17 protein-coding genes are annotated in these 17,631 nt (G+C 39.5%); 3 read left to right on the top strand and 14 right to left on the bottom strand.

Annotation, left to right across the window (positions count from 1 at the left end; all coding sequences use genetic code 11):
* Window positions 1-136: 136 nt before the first annotated feature.
* Together AWN68_RS14100 and AWN68_RS14095 are read right to left on the bottom strand one after the other, a co-directional pair.
* Complete coding sequence (locus AWN68_RS14100; protein ID WP_068416918.1) at window positions 137-1,381, bottom strand: alkaline phosphatase family protein; 1,245 nt, start codon at window positions 1,379-1,381, stop codon at window positions 137-139.
* 112 nt (window positions 1,382-1,493) lie between these two features.
* Entirely contained in the window at window positions 1,494-3,302 is a 1,809-nt protein-coding gene (locus tag AWN68_RS14095) for an acyl-CoA dehydrogenase (RefSeq protein WP_068416916.1), read from the bottom strand.
* 150 nt (window positions 3,303-3,452) lie between these two features.
* On the opposite strand from AWN68_RS14095, the gene AWN68_RS14090 reads away from it, so the two are divergent.
* The gene (locus AWN68_RS14090; protein ID WP_068416913.1) at window positions 3,453-4,217 is read left to right on the top strand and encodes a MerR family transcriptional regulator; all 765 of its coding nucleotides are present in this window, start codon (window positions 3,453-3,455) and stop codon (window positions 4,215-4,217) included.
* Here the strand turns inward: AWN68_RS14090 and cls are convergent.
* The 4 genes from cls to AWN68_RS14070 all read right to left on the bottom strand — a co-directional run bounded on the left by cls (window position 4,214) and on the right by AWN68_RS14070 (window position 9,116).
* On the bottom strand, window positions 4,214-5,671 hold the full coding sequence (gene cls, locus AWN68_RS14085) for a cardiolipin synthase (protein WP_068416912.1): 1,458 nt from the start codon (window positions 5,669-5,671) through the stop codon (window positions 4,214-4,216). The two genes, AWN68_RS14090 and cls, sit on opposite strands and share 4 nt — an antisense overlap.
* 118 nt (window positions 5,672-5,789) lie before the next feature.
* Window positions 5,790-6,356 carry a Maf family nucleotide pyrophosphatase gene (locus AWN68_RS14080; RefSeq protein WP_068416908.1) on the bottom strand — a complete coding sequence of 189 codons (567 nt, stop codon included), beginning with the start codon at window positions 6,354-6,356 and terminating at the stop codon, window positions 5,790-5,792.
* Entirely contained in the window at window positions 6,322-7,620 is a 1,299-nt protein-coding gene (locus AWN68_RS14075; RefSeq protein ID WP_068416905.1) for a DUF1015 domain-containing protein, read from the bottom strand. The genes AWN68_RS14080 and AWN68_RS14075 overlap by 35 nt, the downstream gene beginning before the upstream one ends.
* Before the next feature lie 5 nt (window positions 7,621-7,625).
* On the bottom strand, window positions 7,626-9,116 hold the full coding sequence (locus tag AWN68_RS14070) for an acetyl-CoA carboxylase biotin carboxylase subunit (protein ID WP_068417035.1): 1,491 nt from the start codon (window positions 9,114-9,116) through the stop codon (window positions 7,626-7,628).
* Between the two features lie 165 nt (window positions 9,117-9,281).
* Between AWN68_RS14070 and AWN68_RS14065 the strand changes: the two genes are divergently transcribed.
* Together AWN68_RS14065 and AWN68_RS14060 are read left to right on the top strand one after the other, a co-directional pair.
* On the top strand, window positions 9,282-10,532 hold the full coding sequence (locus AWN68_RS14065) for an aminotransferase class I/II-fold pyridoxal phosphate-dependent enzyme (RefSeq protein WP_068416901.1): 1,251 nt from the start codon (window positions 9,282-9,284) through the stop codon (window positions 10,530-10,532).
* A gap of 98 nt (window positions 10,533-10,630) precedes the next feature.
* On the top strand, window positions 10,631-10,807 hold the full coding sequence (locus AWN68_RS14060; RefSeq protein WP_068416894.1) for a histone H1: 177 nt from the start codon (window positions 10,631-10,633) through the stop codon (window positions 10,805-10,807).
* A 73-nt stretch (window positions 10,808-10,880) separates the two neighbouring features.
* On the opposite strand, the gene dapA is transcribed toward AWN68_RS14060, so the two are convergent.
* From dapA to AWN68_RS14020, 8 genes are all read right to left on the bottom strand, one after another.
* Window positions 10,881-11,741, bottom strand: coding sequence for a 4-hydroxy-tetrahydrodipicolinate synthase (dapA, locus tag AWN68_RS14055; protein WP_068416893.1), 861 nt, complete (start codon window positions 11,739-11,741; stop codon window positions 10,881-10,883).
* Between the two features lie 5 nt (window positions 11,742-11,746).
* A complete protein-coding gene (locus AWN68_RS14050) occupies window positions 11,747-12,244 on the bottom strand; it encodes a DUF6913 domain-containing protein (protein ID WP_068416890.1) in 498 nt (165 codons plus the stop codon).
* Complete coding sequence (gene ligA / locus AWN68_RS14045) at window positions 12,244-14,298, bottom strand: NAD-dependent DNA ligase LigA (RefSeq protein WP_068417032.1); 2,055 nt, start codon at window positions 14,296-14,298, stop codon at window positions 12,244-12,246. Before ligA ends, AWN68_RS14050 begins: the two co-directional genes overlap by 1 nt.
* Before the next feature lie 17 nt (window positions 14,299-14,315).
* Window positions 14,316-14,513, bottom strand: a complete 198-nt coding sequence (gene xseB / locus AWN68_RS14040; protein ID WP_068416887.1) for an exodeoxyribonuclease VII small subunit — start codon at window positions 14,511-14,513, stop codon at window positions 14,316-14,318.
* Entirely contained in the window at window positions 14,506-15,843 is a 1,338-nt protein-coding gene (gene xseA / locus AWN68_RS14035) for an exodeoxyribonuclease VII large subunit (RefSeq protein WP_245658013.1), read from the bottom strand. Before xseA ends, xseB begins: the two co-directional genes overlap by 8 nt.
* Before the next feature lie 62 nt (window positions 15,844-15,905).
* The gene (locus tag AWN68_RS14030; RefSeq protein WP_068416880.1) at window positions 15,906-16,391 is read right to left on the bottom strand and encodes a hypothetical protein; all 486 of its coding nucleotides are present in this window, start codon (window positions 16,389-16,391) and stop codon (window positions 15,906-15,908) included.
* A gap of 10 nt (window positions 16,392-16,401) precedes the next feature.
* Window positions 16,402-17,055 (bottom strand): hypothetical protein, encoded by a 654-nt coding sequence (locus AWN68_RS14025; protein WP_068416877.1) that lies wholly within the window; start codon window positions 17,053-17,055, stop codon window positions 16,402-16,404.
* Window positions 17,056-17,086: 31 nt separating this feature from the next.
* Entirely contained in the window at window positions 17,087-17,626 is a 540-nt protein-coding gene (locus AWN68_RS14020) for an RNA polymerase sigma factor (RefSeq protein WP_068416875.1), read from the bottom strand.
* Window positions 17,627-17,631: the final 5 nt, after the last annotated feature.

Below are 17,631 nucleotides of genomic sequence, written 5' to 3'. Positions count from 1 at the left end.
AACCTTCAATATACCACGCCACTTTTTTATAAATTTTAATTATGGGCTATAAATAGTTTGAATGATTGGCTTTGGTCGACAAGAATTAATATAGTGTAAAGGAATAGTATCAGCTTGCCATTTTTTTGAGGTGAGGTTACTGTATATAAATGCTTTTCAACACCTCCAACTTTCCATCAATCTTAGGCAACTCGTTAATGCCTAAAATATGGGCTACAAATGGATAAACATGAATATTTTCAAACTTTGGTAGTTTGGTGCCTGCTTTAATATTTGGCCCATTGGCGTAGAAAATGGTAGCCATATCTTCTGTAACATAAGGATCGAAGCCATGTTCTCCATGTACACCACCTCTGGTAATCATTCTTTCTCTGTTGCTTTTAGAACTCAAAGAGTGACCTGCTTTGGCCACTAAAACTATTTCGCCACTTCGTGAATTTTGGTAGTGCCAGTTTTTAGGGAAGCTCTCTTTTTTGTAGACATTAAAGTTGTTTTCTTTCCCTTTAATGGTCTTATATATATTGTCAATTTTTAACGAATCGTTGATATAAACATGGGCAAGTGTTCCGCTATTGACCAGTTTATAATCGGCCTTGTCAATTCCTTTAAATACTTCATCAATATCGATCAAACTTTCTTCTGTATTGGCTACTTCGTTCATCCCATGATCAGAAGTGACAATGACATTGACAGGCAGGTCAATTTGTTTGAGGTGCTCCATGATTAAGCCCAACAATCCATCAGCTTCTAATACTGACTCTTTTGCTCCATTTGGACCATTGGCATGGCCTTGGTCGTCTACTATAGAAAAGTACAATGAAATGTAATTCGGGCGTTCGGCTTTGGGTAGTTTCAGCCATTTCATTACAGTGGAAATTCTATCTTCATTCTTTACTTTTCCGTCATAGATTTCATAATAGTTGGGGAAACTGCCTCCGATTGGAGCTTCGGAGCCCACCCAAAAATAGGAAGCCGATTTCATTCCGTTTTTCTGCACCAGTTGCCATAAAGGTAGACCATCATAAAAAGCAGGGTTTTCTACCACTTTACGGTTACCAATGCTATAGCGTAAATCAAGTTTGCGGTCATAAAAATTATTATCAACTAAACCATGATTCCCAGGGTAAAGCCCAGTGACTAGACTGTAATGATTGGGGAAAGTTTTACTTGGGAAGGAGGGAAGCATGGCTTCTGCTGAGGCACCTGAATTGATAAACTTTTTGAAATTAGGAGCGTCATATTTTTCTACATAATCATGTCTGAAACCATCAAAGGAAATCATGATGACATAAGGTGGTTCCTCATTGGCTTGATTCACTTTGGCGATGGACACAAAAGTGAGGATAACAATGAATAAAACGAGTTCGAAATGCTTCTTCATAACACCGATTAGAAGGCGTAAAGTTAGCTACACTATTTAAGAGTTTCAGAAAGAAATTGTTACCTGTTGATTAACATGTTGGGTTGGTTATACCGCCATTTGATCGGTTAAGTTAATCCAAATAGCTCAGTTTCATATCAACGGTTAGGGCCAACTCATTCATGATTGTTTTTGAAAGTCCCTTGCAGCGGCTCATTTCATATTTATAAAAGAATTGGAGTGTATGGAGTTTGCTTTCATAAAAGTCATTGGAGTAAGTATTGTCACTGGATTCTATAGCTGTTTGTGCCGAAACTCCAATTTTAAGCCACTGCCAACCCGTCACCACGGTTCCGAACAAATCCATAAAAACGGAGGCATCTGCCAAATAGCGTTCAAAGTCACCATTTTGGGCATGAGGCATTAACGTGCCTAAAACCTGCTGAATTGAATTAAGACTTTCCCCTAAAACTCTGATATTGGATTGAAGTGAATCATGAGCGCTGGCCTCTTTAATCGTCAATTGAATTTCTTCGGCCAGCCATTCCAACACTTTACCTTTTTTTAACCCCACCTTTCGGCCTAGTAAATCCAAGGACTGAATGCCTGTTGTGCCTTCATAAATCGAAATAATGCGGATGTCACGGTAATATTGCTGAAGGATGAAGTCCATACAAAACCCATAACCACCAAGCACTTGCAGGCCAGTACTTACCGCCTCAAGTCCCTTTTCCGAAGGATAGGTTTTGGCGATAGGAGTTAGCAACTCTAGAAGTAAATTGTAGCGTTCCTTTTCTTCACCTTCCGAAATGTGTTCTAGATCTACGTATTGTGCGGCCTGCATTACTAAACTCAAAGAACCTTCCACTATGGCTTTTTGAAAGAGCAACATTCGTTTTACATCTGGGTGATTGATGATCAAGGTTTGTTCTTCGTCTAAATCCTTTTTGCCCGAGGAAGTTAGTTTTCTTCCCTGAGGTCTTTCTTTGGCATATTGAAGTGAAGCGTAATAAGCTGCTGAAGCAATTCCCGTTCCCATTCTGCCTGTAGCAATTCGGGCTTCATTCATCATTTGGAACATGTACATCAAACCATGATTTTCTTCACCTACCAAATGACCAATACTGTCTTCAAAAGCTAAATGAGCCGTGCAATATCCACGCTGGCCTAGTTTTTCAAACTCACCGGCCACAATTACCTGCTGTTCGCCAAAGCTTCCATCGGCTCCGATTCTTTTCTTCGGGACTACAAAGAGCGAAACGCCTTTTGTGCCTGAAGGGGCCCCCTCCGTTCTTGCCAATACCAAATGAATAATGTTCTCGGCAAACTGATGGTCGCCCGAGGAGATGAATATTTTTTGACCGTTGATTTTGTAAGTGCCATCTGCCTGAAGACTGGCAGTAGTTGTTACATCGGATAATGATGATCCCGCTTGCGGTTCGGTCAGACACATAGTGCCTGTCCATTCCAATGACATCATTTTTTGCGCATAGGTTTCTTTTAGAAAATCACTTCCGAAGGAGACGATGAGATTGGCCGCACCTGCCGTCAAACCCAAATAGCCTGTAACGTGGTTATTGGCAGCTTCCATCATAAAATAGAGCGTATGAAAAACGATGTTTGGCAGTTGTAAACCACCATCTTTTTCTTCGAACATGGCAGCCACCAGCCCCATTTCTCCTGATTCTTTTAAAATGCTTTCGAACTGTGGGTGAATCGTGATCGCTCCGTTTTTGAAAGTGGAAGGCTTTTCATCCATTTCTTTAATAAAGGGGTGGAGGCTCTTATCGCAGAAGGTTTTGACTGAATCCAGTAGAAGGTCTATGGATGGTTTGTCGTAAGCTGAATAACGGTTGGCTTCAAGTAATTTTTCCGTTTGATGGATATTGTACATCAAAAACTTGATCGTATTCAGGTTGGTGTATTGCGATGAATTGGGCATAGCATAATGGTTTGTTTTCAATATAAGCGAAAACAAATAAAATAGGAGCAACAAAATCCTAGCTAATGGAATGAATTTTAAGTGATTGAAAAAATATTTGCATTTTCGCTTGACTCTTACCCTAGGTCATAGCCTTTATTTGAAGTCATAATGGTAAAGTATTCAGTAAAGCAACTCTCTAAGCTGGCCAGTGTAACGGTCAAAACCTTGCATCACTATGATGCTATAGGAATTCTGAAGCCTGCAGAACGTGCGGAATCGGGATATCGCTACTATGGGAAGCCGGAACTCCTTAGGCTACAGCAAATACTTTTTTATAAAGAGCTGGATTACCCACTAGAGGAAATAAAGCATATTCTAGATCGACCAGATTTTGATTTAGTGGAGTCCTTAGAACAGCAGCGTGATGCACTTTTGAAACGATCGGACAGACTTTCTGAACTACTTAATACCATTGATAAAACTATTCAAACACTTAAAAGTAAAGATGATATGATTTCAGATGAAGAAATGTACGCAGGGTTTTCAAAGGAGGAGGTTCCTCAGGTTAGACAGGAAGTAACTGACCGATGGGGGAAGGGGAAGTTGGAAGAAACGGAACAGAATATACGCCAAATGAACAAATCAGAATGGGCTGATACCCAACAAGAAGCCGATGAAATTAATCGCTGGTTGGTGAATGTAATGCATTTGGATCCCGCTTCGATTGAAGTTCAAAGAGTTGTTGGAGAGCATTTTAAGCACTTGAATAAGTTCTACAAGGTAGAGGAGAAGACCTATAGGGGATTGGGTAAACTGTATATTGAAGATGAAAGGTTTAAAGCCAATTTTGATGCTTACAAGGATGGGTTGGCCGTGTTTCTCAATAATGCAATACAGGTCTTTTGTGATAACGGATTAAAAGTTGGAAGCTAAAGCAATGGTGCAAGTAGCCTACAAATGGATTCTGAAAGTTTTTTACCAAAACTTCTATCGCGCCATCTTTGTGCGTTAAGTAAAGTACAGTCCGCCTTGTCTGCTTCAAAGTTTTGGTTTAGCTCCAAGGCAATTTGAGTATCATAAATGTATGTATTCACTTCGTGATTGAGATCAAAGCTTCGGTAATCCATATTTGCGGTACCTAGTATTGCTAATTTTCCGTCAACAGTGAGCGTTTTGGAATGGAGAAAGCCCTTTTTATAGAAATAAACCTTTACTCCGGCTTCTAACAATAGTTTCATATATGACATAGAAGCTGCCTGAACTATCCAAGCATCAGATGAATGTGGGATCATGATTTCAACGTCAACACCACTTTTTGCTGAAGTGATTATGCCATCCATTATGCTCTCGTTAGGAATAAAGTACGGGGTGGTAATTTTCAAGCTTTCACGGGCAGAGTTAATGGCCAGATAAAATGAATCCATGATACTGGCTAGGTCCCAATCGGGGCCACTAGCATTTACTTGGACATAGCTTGTACCTATATCTGCTCTCAGGTCGGGGAAGTGTTTTTTAGTTGGTGTCCAAGGCTGCTTCGTTACAAATTGCCAATTGAGGATGAATAGGAATTGCAAAGTTCTTACTGCCACGCCTTCGAGTTTTAGATGCGTGTCACGCCAATAGGTAGGAAATTTACCATTGTTGATATAACGGTCATCTACATTAATACCTCCTGTAAAACTCACTTCACCGTCAATAATCACCACCTTTCTATGGTTTCGGTAATTGATTTTACTGGTAAGCGCAGGGAACAGCACAGGCATAAATTCGAAAACCTCCACTCCAGCAGACTGCATGTTTCGGAAATAAGCCTTTTTTAGCCCCAAACTACCAACACCATCTACAATCATGCGTACCTCAATACCCTCTTGAGCTTTCCTTCTTAAAATATCGCTCAACTCGCTTCCTATATCGTCATTCACGAAAATATAGTATTCAATATGGATGTGATTTTTTGCTTTAAGCAAGGCTTCTTTTAAGGCCACAAACTTCTCTTCTCCATTCTTGTAAAGGGTGATTTTGTTATTCTGCGAAAGGGGGGATAAATCTTTGTTAAGAAAGCGGATTAATTTATCGAACTGCTCACTTAAAATAGCCTTTCTGATTCTTGTAAGGTTTTCTTTACTCAGGTATTCAGTCACATACTTCTGTCCGAAGGCAGAATTTATCAGCTGGTTTTTGTTAAATATTCTACGCTTTCTTACATGCTGGCCAAAAAACATGTAAATGATGAGTCCGAAAACTGGTAAGAGAAGTAAAAGTAAGAGGTAAGAATGGGTTTTTAAGGGGTTCTTATTTTCAAGAAGTATGTTAACCACTACAGCTAGAATAGCTAGATAGTAAACACCGAGTAGTAAAGGAGAGAGTGTAAACCAATATTCTAACATTTGGAAATTTAGCGATTAAAGTCCTGTTGAAAAAATAAGCTTTGCAGGTACTAACTAAAACATATCAAAAGGTGAAATGTTCCTTTTTTATCACTAAAAGTTGATCTAAAGTAGGTTTTTAAAAGTGTTTAAGCTCTTTATACAATCGATGCAAGGGTAAACCCATCACATTATAAAAATCACCTTCAATTTTCTCGATCCCCACCATGCCAATCCACTCTTGGATCCCGTAGGCACCCGCCTTGTCGAAAGGCTTGTAATTCGTGATGTAATGCTCGATTTCAGCTTTTTCTAATGCACGGAAAGTAACTTTGGTAGTTTCTGAAAAGCTTACTTTTTTTGTTGAAGAACGAAGACAAACGCCTGTGATAACTTGGTGCGTTTTTCCCGAAAGTGACTGAATCATTTCAAACGCTTCTTCAGCATTTTCGGCTTTATTCAAGATTTGGCCTTCATTCAATACCGTGGTGTCAGAAGTAATGACCAATTCGTTCTCTTTTAAATCTTCGAAAGCTTCCGATTTTTTAACCGCCAAGTATTTAGCTACTTTGTTTACAGGTATTGTAGAAGCAAAAGACTCGTCCACCTCTTTCGTTCTGATTTCAAAATCCACTTCTAAAGACCGAAGCAGTTCTTGTCTTCGGGGAGATTTAGAAGCCAATATCAAACGGTAGGGTAAATTCATCTTCTTTGATTGATCCAAATAAATAGCCACTGATTACTTTAGGGTAGAAATAAGTCGATTTTTGAGGTAAAGTATAGCCTGAATGGCATACGTTTTTCACATCCTCCATACTGATGTCTTGTGTGATAATGGCGAAATCCACCTCTCCAGACATGGTTCTTTCTAAACAGTTAGAGAAGTTTCTTTCAAATGAAATATGGGCTGAACTGCGTTGTTCTTTACCCAAAATCCCTAAGGCTTTTTCTATAATGAAATAGTGCATTACGGTAAGATCCAAGTCCTTCACTACTTGCGGGAAATTCCATGTGAGCTCAGTGGCTTTCTCTGGCTTCAGCCTTACTTTTACGGCCTCTTTTCCAAACAGTAAACCAAAGGCCCATTTTTTACCTAGAATGATTTCATTTACATCATTAGGGTTGTCAAGCGGTTTAATGATAAAATCTTCCGACAGTTTTTTAAGTAACTCCTCCTTATTGAAGTCTTTCAAGCCCGATAAGAGCCTGTGGGTAGGGAGAATTCTTAAGTCATCAGCCTCAGCATTAGTGAGGTACATTAAATGGAAGTTGTAAGCCTCATTACCTGTATGGTTTGGGTTTTGGGCTTCCATTCGTTGTTTGTAAAACAATGAACCTTCATACCTGTGATGGCCATCGGCCAAAATCACCTGTTGATCTTTCAGTTTGTCCACAAACTTTTTAATGACTTCAAAATCATGAATGACACTCATAACATCGCGCACCCCTTGATAGTCTTCCCTATCATAAATAGGGTTTTTCATGCTTTCATCCATGTACTGTTCGAGGCTGAACTCTGGGTCGAAATAAAGCCCGTGTGTTGGGCTTACGTGCATTTGGCTTTGCGCTAGAATTTCTATCCTGTCATTCACTGAATGCGGCATGGTGTTCTCGTGACGAAGTACATCGGAATTTACACTATTCCAGTCAGTGGCTTCAATAAAGCATACAAAGCCTTTTCTAGTGTATGTTCGTCTACTTCCCGGAAGAGTGAAATGCTGATAGTAAACATAAATTCCAGGGATCTGATCTTGTTGAATGATGCCTTCCGCTTTCCATTCTTCTACAGTTCTTTTTTGAGTCTCAATATCTCTGGGGACACTGATATGGATGCTATTGTAAGGATTGCTGTAAAGTGCTTCTCGCTGTTTTTTTGAAACTACATCGAAAAGGGGAGACGCTAACTCGTCAATCTTAGTTGATAGTTCGCGGTTATAACGCCAAGCGCGAAAGGGTTTTATTCTTGCCATAATGGTTAATCGCGTACTCTTAGTTTCCAGTTACTTGTTTTGGTGTTGTTTTTTGCTTTAAGGTTGTTGTTGCTTTTTTCTTCTACTACTAAAGCGGCAAGAACCACTGCAAGGTCATGGTGTTCTGGGTTTACTTCCTGAAGTAATTCAGGCTTATAATAAGTGTCTACAAATTTGGTGTCAAATTTACCAGATGTAAAGGCTTCGTGCTTGATGGCAAACTCGCAGAAATTCAATGTGGTTTTAAAGCCGGTTATTTCATATTCCTGAATGGCTTTCACCATTCGTTCAATGGCTTCCGCTCTATCTTTCCCAGTGGCAATTAGTTTAGCGATCATGGGATCGTAATAGATAGGAATATCCATTCCTTCCTCAAAACCATCATCCACCCTAATGCCAGGGCCTTCAGGTCTTTTATAGGTACTCAAGTATCCAATGTCTGGAAGGAAATTATTGGTGGGGTCTTCGGCATAAACCCTTACTTCCAGTGAGTGTCCTTTTATTTTAAGGTCTTCTTGCTTGAAACTCAAAGGATGCCCCTCAGCAATTCTGATTTGTTCTCTTACAAGATCAACGCCCGTGATTTCTTCCGTAACAGGGTGTTCTACTTGTAGACGTGTATTCATTTCTAAGAAGAAGAAATCTAAATTCTCGTCTACAATAAACTCTACCGTACCAGCACTATAATAGTCGCATGACCTGGCGACACCTAATGCTGCTTCACCCATTGCTTTTCTCTTTTCTGGAGTAAGAATGGCAGAAGGGGCTTCTTCAATTACTTTTTGATGCCTTCTTTGAATAGAGCATTCACGCTCAAATAGGTAGACCAAGTTTCCGTGCTTATCGCCCAGTACTTGTATTTCAATATGGCGAGGGGAGGTGATGAATTTCTCAACGAAAACGGCACCATTACCAAATGAAGACAGGGCTTCACTGATGGCGCGTTTCATTTGTTCCTCAAGCTCTTCTGGGTTTTCAACAACCCGCATACCCTTGCCACCACCACCGGCACTAGCTTTTATAAGTACTGGGTAACCTACTTGCTCAGCAATTTTTCTTGCTTCCTCAGGGTCGGTTACGGCATGGTTTACACCAGGTACCATGGGTACATCATAGGCAGCCACGGTCTCTTTTGCAGAGAGTTTGTCGCCCATTACTTCAATGGCTTTTACTGAAGGACCAATAAAAAGGACACCATTTTCTTCTATGGTTTTTGCGAACCCAGCATTTTCAGAAAGGAAACCATAGCCCGGATGTACAGCGTCTACCGATAAGTCTTTACAGATTTGGATGATTTTGTCAGTCATTAAATAAGACTGTGCTGAAGGTGGGGGGCCTACATTTACGGCTTCGTCAGCATAGCGGACATGTGGCGAATGACTGTCGGCATCGCTATATATGGCTACGGTTTTAATTCCCATTTCGCGGGCAGTTCTCATTACCCTAATGGCAATTTCACCGCGATTGGCTACTAGAATTTTCTGTATTTTCCTGATTTCCATTCCCTTCAAAATTTTCCATACAATGCTAATTAATTATCTGTTAAAATCTAAGTTTGAGCTCGTGATATATACATGTGGTTTTTTGATAAATGGCGTTTATAGTGTTACATTTGCAGCCTTATTTGTTACTTAGGTTAATCAACTTAAAGTCTAAAGGAATTGGATCTATTTGAAAAATTACTTGCTGACAATGGCCCATTAGGGAAACACTCAGAAATATCAGAAGGGTACTTTATGTTCCCTAAATTGGAAGGTGAAATTGCTCCACGAATGAAGTTCATGGGCAAGGAAGTCCTTACCTGGAGTTTAAATGACTATTTGGGCTTAGCAAATCTGCCAGAAGTGAGAGAAGCAGATGCTAAAGCTGCTGCGGACTGGGGGTTGGCGTACCCAATGGGTGCTAGAATGATGTCTGGTAATACAGTTTATCATGAAGAATTAGAGCAGAATTTGGCCACTTTCGTGGGTAAAGAAAGTGGTTATTTGTTGAATTACGGTTACCAAGGAGTCCTTTCAATTATAGACGCCTTAGTAGATCGTAAGGATGTAATTGTTTATGATGGGGAGTCTCATGCCTGTATTATTGATGGCGTAAGGTTACATATGGGGAAACGTTTTGTATTTCCACATAATGATATCCAAAACCTTGAAAAGCAACTTGAAAGAGCTACCCGCTTAACTAAAGAAACTGGTGGAGGGATTTTAGTGATTACCGAAGGAGTATTTGGGATGACTGGTAATTTGGGTGCACTGAATGAGATAGCGGCCCTAAAATCTAAGTTTGACTTCAGGCTTTTTGTAGATGATGCGCATGGTTTCGGAACCATGGGAGCCACTGGAGCAGGGACTGCTGAACACTTAAATTGTATAGATGAAGTGGATTTGTACTTCTCAACCTTCGCTAAGTCAATGGCCGCTATTGGTGCTTTCGTTGCAGGAGATAAGAAGATTATCCATTATCTTAAATATAACCTAAGATCTCAAATCTTTGCAAAGTCATTACCAATGCCATTTGTAATTGGTGGTTTAAAGAGATTGGAGATCATTAAAACTCAGCCTCAACATAAAGAAAATCTTTGGAGAATTGTTAATGCGCTTCAAGGCGGATTGAGAGCAAAAGGCTTTAGTATTGGAACTACTAAATCGAGTGTGACTCCAGTTGTACTTAACGGAACCGTAGGAGAGGCTGCATCACTAAGCAAGGACTTAAGAGAGAACTTTAGTATTTTCTGTTCGGTCGTTATATACCCTGTTGTGCCAAAAGGAATGATCATTTTGAGATTGATTCCAACCGCATCGCATAGTATGGAAGATGTGAAGGAAACTATCGCTGCATTTGAGGCGGTAAAGGGTAAGTTAACCAGTGGTGAATACAAAAATGCGGAGTTGGCTGCAGCCTTTGGAGAGTAATTGTAAAAAAAAGTGCCCTGACTGTTGCAAATAGAGTATTTTGATTTAAATTGCTATCCAAACAAACATTTTTCAACAACCTTAAAAGCACAAATAATATGAGCAGATTTAGCGAAGTAAAAAATTTAATTGACTCTTTAGAGGGTGATTTCGACAAGTTCTACGACAAAAAAAATCAAGCTGCGGGTACTAGAGTAAGAAAAGGAATGCAAGACCTTAAGAACTTAGCTCAAGAAATTCGTATTGATGTTCAAAACATTAAGAACGAAGGATAATTATATATCTTTTGAAAGATAATAAGAAAGGCCAGTCGTTAGACTGGCCTTTCTTTTTTGCTATTCACTTAACTTACAATAATGACTTGATCTTTACTTTAAGCTCTTCTGAGGCCGGTAATAGCGGCATTCGGACGTAGTTTTCACAAATACCGAACTCTTCTAAAACCTGTTTTATACCCACAGGGTTACTCTCAATATACATCAATGGATTGATGTCAATTAATTCAAATGTAGCCTGAGATGAAGCCACGAAGTCACCTGAAAGTCCCGCTTTTGTGATGCGTTTAAAGATTTCTGGGAAGGCATTTGCCAATACAGAAATAACGCCAATAGCTCCAGTGGCCATCATTGGAGTCGTCAATAAATCATCTCCAGAAATTAATAAAAATCCTGCTGGAGCATCTTTTGAAACGGTCATGCATTGGGTTAAATCTCCAGAAGCTTCCTTAATTGCGACAATGTTTTTGTGTTCGGCTAAACGTAATGTAGTGTTTGCTGATATATTTGATTGTGTTCTGCCTGGCACGTTATATAAAATTACAGGAACGGGTGAAGCATCTGCAATCATTGTAAAATGTTGATAAATCCCTTCTTGACTAGGCTTATTATAATAAGGGCTGACGGATAAAATGGCACAAACGCCATCTAAATTTGCAGCTTTAATGTCACCTAAAACGGACTGGGTATTGTTCCCGCCAATGCCATAAACAATAGGTAAACTTGCCTTATTGTTGCGCTTTACAAATGAAAGGATTTCTGCCTTTTCTGCTGATGTAGTAGTTGCCGATTCACCTGTGGTGCCTTGAACAACATAGTAATCGACTCCTTTAGCCGTGTGTTCTAAGAGCTTTAAAAGCCCATCAAAATCAATGCTTAAATCTTCGTTAAATGGAGTGACAAGGGCCACTCCAGTACCTTTTAATATTTCCATTTTCTTTATTTCAATGCGTTTACATAAATAAGCATTTGGTCTGATAAGTTCTTCAAGCCAGCACTTTTATTGATTTTTATCATAAGGTCATATATGCCCTCTCCGTCTTCTGAATGACAACCTACTTTACAGTTAGCCTTTGATTTTGCAAGTAAAGGTCTAATTAAAGGGTTGACATCGAAGTCAAGGTGAAATAGGTAATCAAATGGTTCTTCCATAAAGGAAAGAGCTGTCTGAGTTTTTATTTTTCCGAATAGGTTGAAGTCTGCTTTACTGAATGTTGGATTATCCGTTTCGGGCTGTATTTTTTTTATAGGGTTGAAGCATAAAAAAGTGATTGACTTTTCACTCCCTAGAGATTTTGCAAATGCGTAAACTGATTTTTCCTTTTGACTGTCTTCCCAAGAGTATATTAACCCGATTCTTTCTGATTCAGAAAACAACTTGAAGTCCTCCTGGGACTTTCTGTTTAGGGTTGTTGATGATTTACCGAATAATGCCATCAATTATTGATCATTTGAATGAATTCTTCTTCAGAAATTATTTTAATTCCTAAGGTGGTGGCTTTCTCTAGTTTAGAGGGCCCCATTTTATCTCCTGCTACTAAGTAATCTAGCTTTTTACTAATGGATGAAATTACTTTACCTCCATTTGCCTTGATTTTTTCTTGAAGTTCATCCCTTGAAAACTGAGTAAATACGCCAGAAATAACAAAGGTTTTGTCAGCAAAAATATTGCTTTCTGGTACTATTATTTGTGACTGATCTGTTTTTAACTGAACACCGGCTTGCCTTAATTTTTCAATGGTTTTAATGTGCTCTTCATTCTGAAAAAACGCAATTACACTATGGGCTATCCTGTCGCCAATTTCGTCTACTGCAATGAGGCTTTCAAAACTTGCTAGCCCTAAAGCGTCTATGTTTTGAAAATGGGCGGCCAATTTTTCGGCTACCGTTTTGCCGACAAAACGAATACCCAAGCCAAAGAGAACGCGCTCAAAGGGGACTTTTTTAGAGACTTCTATGGCCTTAATAATATTTCCAGCCGATTTGTCTCGAAGACTCCTAGCGGTATATTCTCCCTTTTTGTCAGAGAAAATACGAAATTCTAGACCATTAAGTTGGTCGAATGTTAGACTGTATAAATCAGCGTAATTGCTTATTAGGTTATTCTGAAGTAAACCTCGTATGGTTTCTGGGCCGAGCGAATCAATATCTACTGCCTTACGCTGAATAAAATGCTCAATTCTACCTAACACTTGTGGAGGACAGGCATCAGCATTTGGGCAGTAGTGGTTGGCTTCTCCCTCTTGTCTTACCAAAGGAGTACCGCACTCAGGGCATTCAGTAATATAAACTATAGGCTCACTATCGGTCTTTCTTAAGTCAAGATTAACGGCAGTAACTTTGGGGATGATTTCACCTCCTTTTTCTACAAAAACTGTATCCCCAATGCGTAGATCAAGTCGCTCAATTTGATCTGCATTGTGAAGTGATGCCCTCTTAACAGTAGTGCCAGCCAAAAGCACGGGGCTAAGGTTGGCCACAGGAGTAACAGATCCAGTTCTTCCTACCTGATACGTAATGCTTTCTAAAACTGTAGTGGCACTTTCGGCTTTGTATTTATATGAAATGGCCCAGCGCGGGCTCTTTGCAGTAAAGCCTAATTGGTCTTGTTGGTTGAGGTCATTGACTTTTATGACGATACCATCCGTTTCTACGGGCAGTGTATGCCTTTTTTCTTCCCATTCGTGAATATAGGCGAGCACACCTTGAATGGAACTACGTTTACTATAGGTAGGGGAAACATTAAAGCCCCAACTTTCAACAGCTGCCATGCATTCTGAGTGCGTCTGGTAACCAAGGTTTTCACCCAGTAAGTAATAGAGGAAACAGTCTAGCCTGCGTTGCGAAACGACTGAGGAATCTTGCATTTTAAGCGTTCCAGAAGCTGCATTTCTTGGGTTGGCTAGCAAATCCAAACCGATATCTTCTCTTTCGGCATTTACACGTTGAAATTCCTTAATAGGAAAGAAGGCTTCACCGCGCACTTCAAATTCTGCTGGGACTTCCCCTTTTAGTTTTAAAGGGATTGAGCGTATGGTTTTGGCATTCGTAGTAATGTCATCACCTTGGGTGCCATCTCCTCTGGTGACTGCCCTTTTTAATACCCCGTCTTCATAGGTTAAGCTAAGCGCCACCCCATCAAACTTAAGCTCGCAAAAGTATTCGTAAGTCTGCCCTTCTAGTCCTTTTGCCACCCGATTGTCGAATTCAATCAGGTCTTCTTCTGAATAAGTATTGCCCAATGAGAGCATTGGATATTTATGAATTACCGAATCAAACTCTTTGGTAATTGTACCGCCAACGCGTTGAGTAGGGGAGTCCTCAGCTTTGAATTGAGGGAATTCTGATTCTAACGCAGCCAGTTTGACTAAGAGTTGGTCAAAGTCGAAATCTGAAATTTCAGACTTGCTTTTCTGGTAATACAAATCACTATGGTAGTTGATTTGATCGGTCAGTTGTTTGATTTGTTCTTGAGCTTGATCGGGTGTCATGGGTGCGTTTTTAAAGATCATTCAAGGTTTTCTAAGGAACTGTTGAGCGTCTCTTCTGTATTTTTTAATCGAAGTTTACAGTCTTTTATTAATAGAGTAGCCTCTTTCACCAAGCTCGATAAATCATCAATATCGGGCTGTTGATTTTCAATAACATCTACAATCGTTTCAATCCTTTCTAACGATTCTTTATAGGTCAATTTCTTTTTACTCATTGTTGGCTGATTTTACCGTACTCTTAATTCTATGTTTGGTGGTTATGGTTTCTAACTCTTCACCAGTTTGTATTTCTTGTTCTTCAGAAATGAATTTTCCATTGATCAATGTGATGGAGTAACCTCTTTGCAAAACCGAAGCCGGGTCTAGTAATTTGAGTTGTTTCCCCAATCCATCCAATTTTTTTTCTGCTTCTTTTAATCTTTGGCTCTTGGCTTTCATCAAGGGCACTTCAAAGTTGTCTACTTTCCGGTTTTCGATCTTGAAAAGATTTTGAACAGCGTAGTTTAACCTTAATTCTTTTTGGGCTAATCCGCTTTCAGACCGATGCATAATTGCTTTCATCGAGGCCTGCAGGGCATAGCCGATGTTCATAATTTCATAAGAAGAAACCTGAAGTAGGTGTTTGCCTGATTTCTCCAATCGATAGGCCATTTCGTTTAGGCTGCCTTCATAACGCTCTATTCCAGAAATAAGGAATTCAGCCACAGCGGTAGGCGTTTTCATTTGTGTATTGGCTACTAAATCGGCTATAGTTTCGTCTCGTTCATGGCCTATACCAGTAATCACAGGAAGTGGAAATTGAGCGATATGAGAAGCCAGTTCATAATCGTCAAAGCAATCTAGGTCTACTTGAGAGCCTCCGCCTCGAATAATCACTACCAAGTCGAATGCTTTTATCTCAGCATGAATTTGGTGTAAGGCAGCAATCATGGCACTAGGCGCTTGGTCGCCCTGCATTAATGACTGGAACAGCTTTGTTTTGAAAGAATATCCTCTTGAGTTCTGTTCAATTTGGTTTTTAAAATCGCCATACCCGGCAGCCGTTTCTGAACTGATGATGGCGATACGCTGTGGAACCGTTGGAAGGGCTAATTCTTTGTTGATATCAAAAATGCCTTCGTCTTGAAGCTTTTGAATTACTTCTTGGCGTTTTCTAGCGCGCTCTCCAAGGGTGAAATTAGGGTCTAGGTCTTTTATATTCAGACTCATCCCATACAGTTCGTGGTACTGCACTTGAACATTGAGCAATACTTTAATTCCGGATTGAAGCGGGGTTTTTGTGATTGACTCAAACCAAGCGCTAAGATTACGGTAGGTGTAAGCCCAAATGTTTGCTCTGATTTTGGTAGTAACAAACTGACCTTCTTTATCTACCAACTCCATATAACAATGGCCTTTTGGGTTAAGCCTCATTTCACTGATTTCGGCAATGACCCAATAGGAGGGTTCGAGATTTTTCTCGAGTTCTGATTTGATGAGGCTGGTTAACTCAAAAAGAGAGAGGTGAGTCATAGCGCAAATTACATCAATGCTATTCTTGATCAAATGGGTTTAAATAAAAAATCCTGCATGAGCAGGATTTAAATTTTTCAGGAATGGGACTCGACTTAGTTGCGGTTACCGCCTCGTTTTGGCTCTTCCTTATCATCACGCCTCATACGATCGTATAATGACCTTCTGAAGTCACTTTCGAAAGAAACCATTCTCCAGACTTGTCTTGAATTTAATACTTCATTGAACTTTTTCATGTAGGTTTTCTCTACATCTAATTCGGCTTGTTTTTGATCCAAGTAAATATCCAATAGCTTATCTGCATCCTCTTCTTTCATGTTCCTAGAGTCTTCAGATTTCGCATAGATTTCTCTTTTCTTCTGGCCGTATTCTTTTGAAAGCATTATTTTTTTGCTGTCATATTCATTGAATAAAGGCCAAAATAGTTTGGCCTGATCTACAGTTAGGTCTAAGCGACTGGTTAAAAAGGCAATTTTTGCTTGTTGAATTTTATCCCTTTCATCCTGTGAGGACCGATCATTTTGGGCAGATGCTGAAAAACAACTGGCTAAAATGAAAAGTGAGAATATAATTTTTTTCATGATTCTTTTACTAATGATCGAAGTATTCAAAGTCGTAATCTAATTCTGGATTTTCGTTTAATGCAAAGCTATAGCTTGAAGTTTCTTCCAGAATCATGTTGTCAAGTATAGCGTCCAAACCTTCTACAGATGATAGCAATTCATATTCTATTGCCTGGCGCTCTTCCAAATAATTGATAATGGCCTCATCGGAAACTTCACTTAGAAGATCACTTTCACTAAGTTGTTTTGTTGGCATTGATAATAGCGCCACCATAATAAGGACAACCGCAGCGGCCACAGCTCTAAACCATGTGGTTTGGTATAGTGGAATTACCTTGGTCTCTGATTTAACTTTTGAAAGAATCTCTGAATTAAGTGATTCGAAGTAGTTTTCAGGAGTTGAGTAAATGTTCTTTTTAAGCGCTTCATTACCAAGAATACCTTCTTCTTCAGTAAGCTTGGTAGCTGAAATTATTTTTTCATTTAATTTGTCAAAATAGCCATCAGGAACATCGAAAATATTCTTTTTAAGCTGCTCACTGCCAAGAATTCGCTCATCTTCAGTAACAACCCCTAGGGTGATTTTTTCTTTAAGGTCACCAAAATAGCCCTCTGGTGTCTCAAAAATGTTCTTTTTGAGATGAGGGGCTTTAAGTTTCTTATATGGATTTTCGTCCGACATCGATGCTTTGATTATCAAAGGGTTATAAGGTTTAATCTTCGCTTAAATACTCTTCTATTTTTTTAACAGCCAAATGATAATTCGCCTTTAGTCCACCTACGCTGGTGCCAATAATTTCTGAGATCTCTTCATATTTAAGGTCGTCAAAATATTTCATATTGAACACCAGCTTCTGCTTTTCTGGCAAGGTTAAAATTGCCTTCTGAAGTTTGACTTGAATTTCGTCACCATCAATATAAGAACCACTGGTGAGCTTGTTTTCTAAGTCATGGCTGATGTCATCAATTGACCAAGCTTGCTTTCGCTGTCTTTTCTTCAAGAAAGTGAGGGCTTCGTTAGTGGCGATTCTGTAAATCCAAGTATATAGTTGAGAGGCTTCTCTAAAACCGTCTAGGTTTTTGAAAACCTTGATAAACACATCTTGAACGACATCATCGGTGTCGTCATGATCGATGATGATCTTTCGGACATGCCAATAAATGCGTTGCTGGTATTTATCCAGAAGTACACTAAAAGCTTTGTTTTTTGTGGTCGGGTTTTTAAAACCCTCTACTATTTGATGATCGTCCAAAAAGA

It is taken from the genome of Roseivirga echinicomitans (assembly GCF_001592935.1).
In the GTDB taxonomy this organism is placed as follows: Bacteria; Bacteroidota; Bacteroidia; order Cytophagales; family Cyclobacteriaceae; genus Roseivirga; species Roseivirga echinicomitans.
Note: the sequence above shows the minus strand (reverse complement) of the source record. Positions and strands in the feature narration are given on the sequence as shown.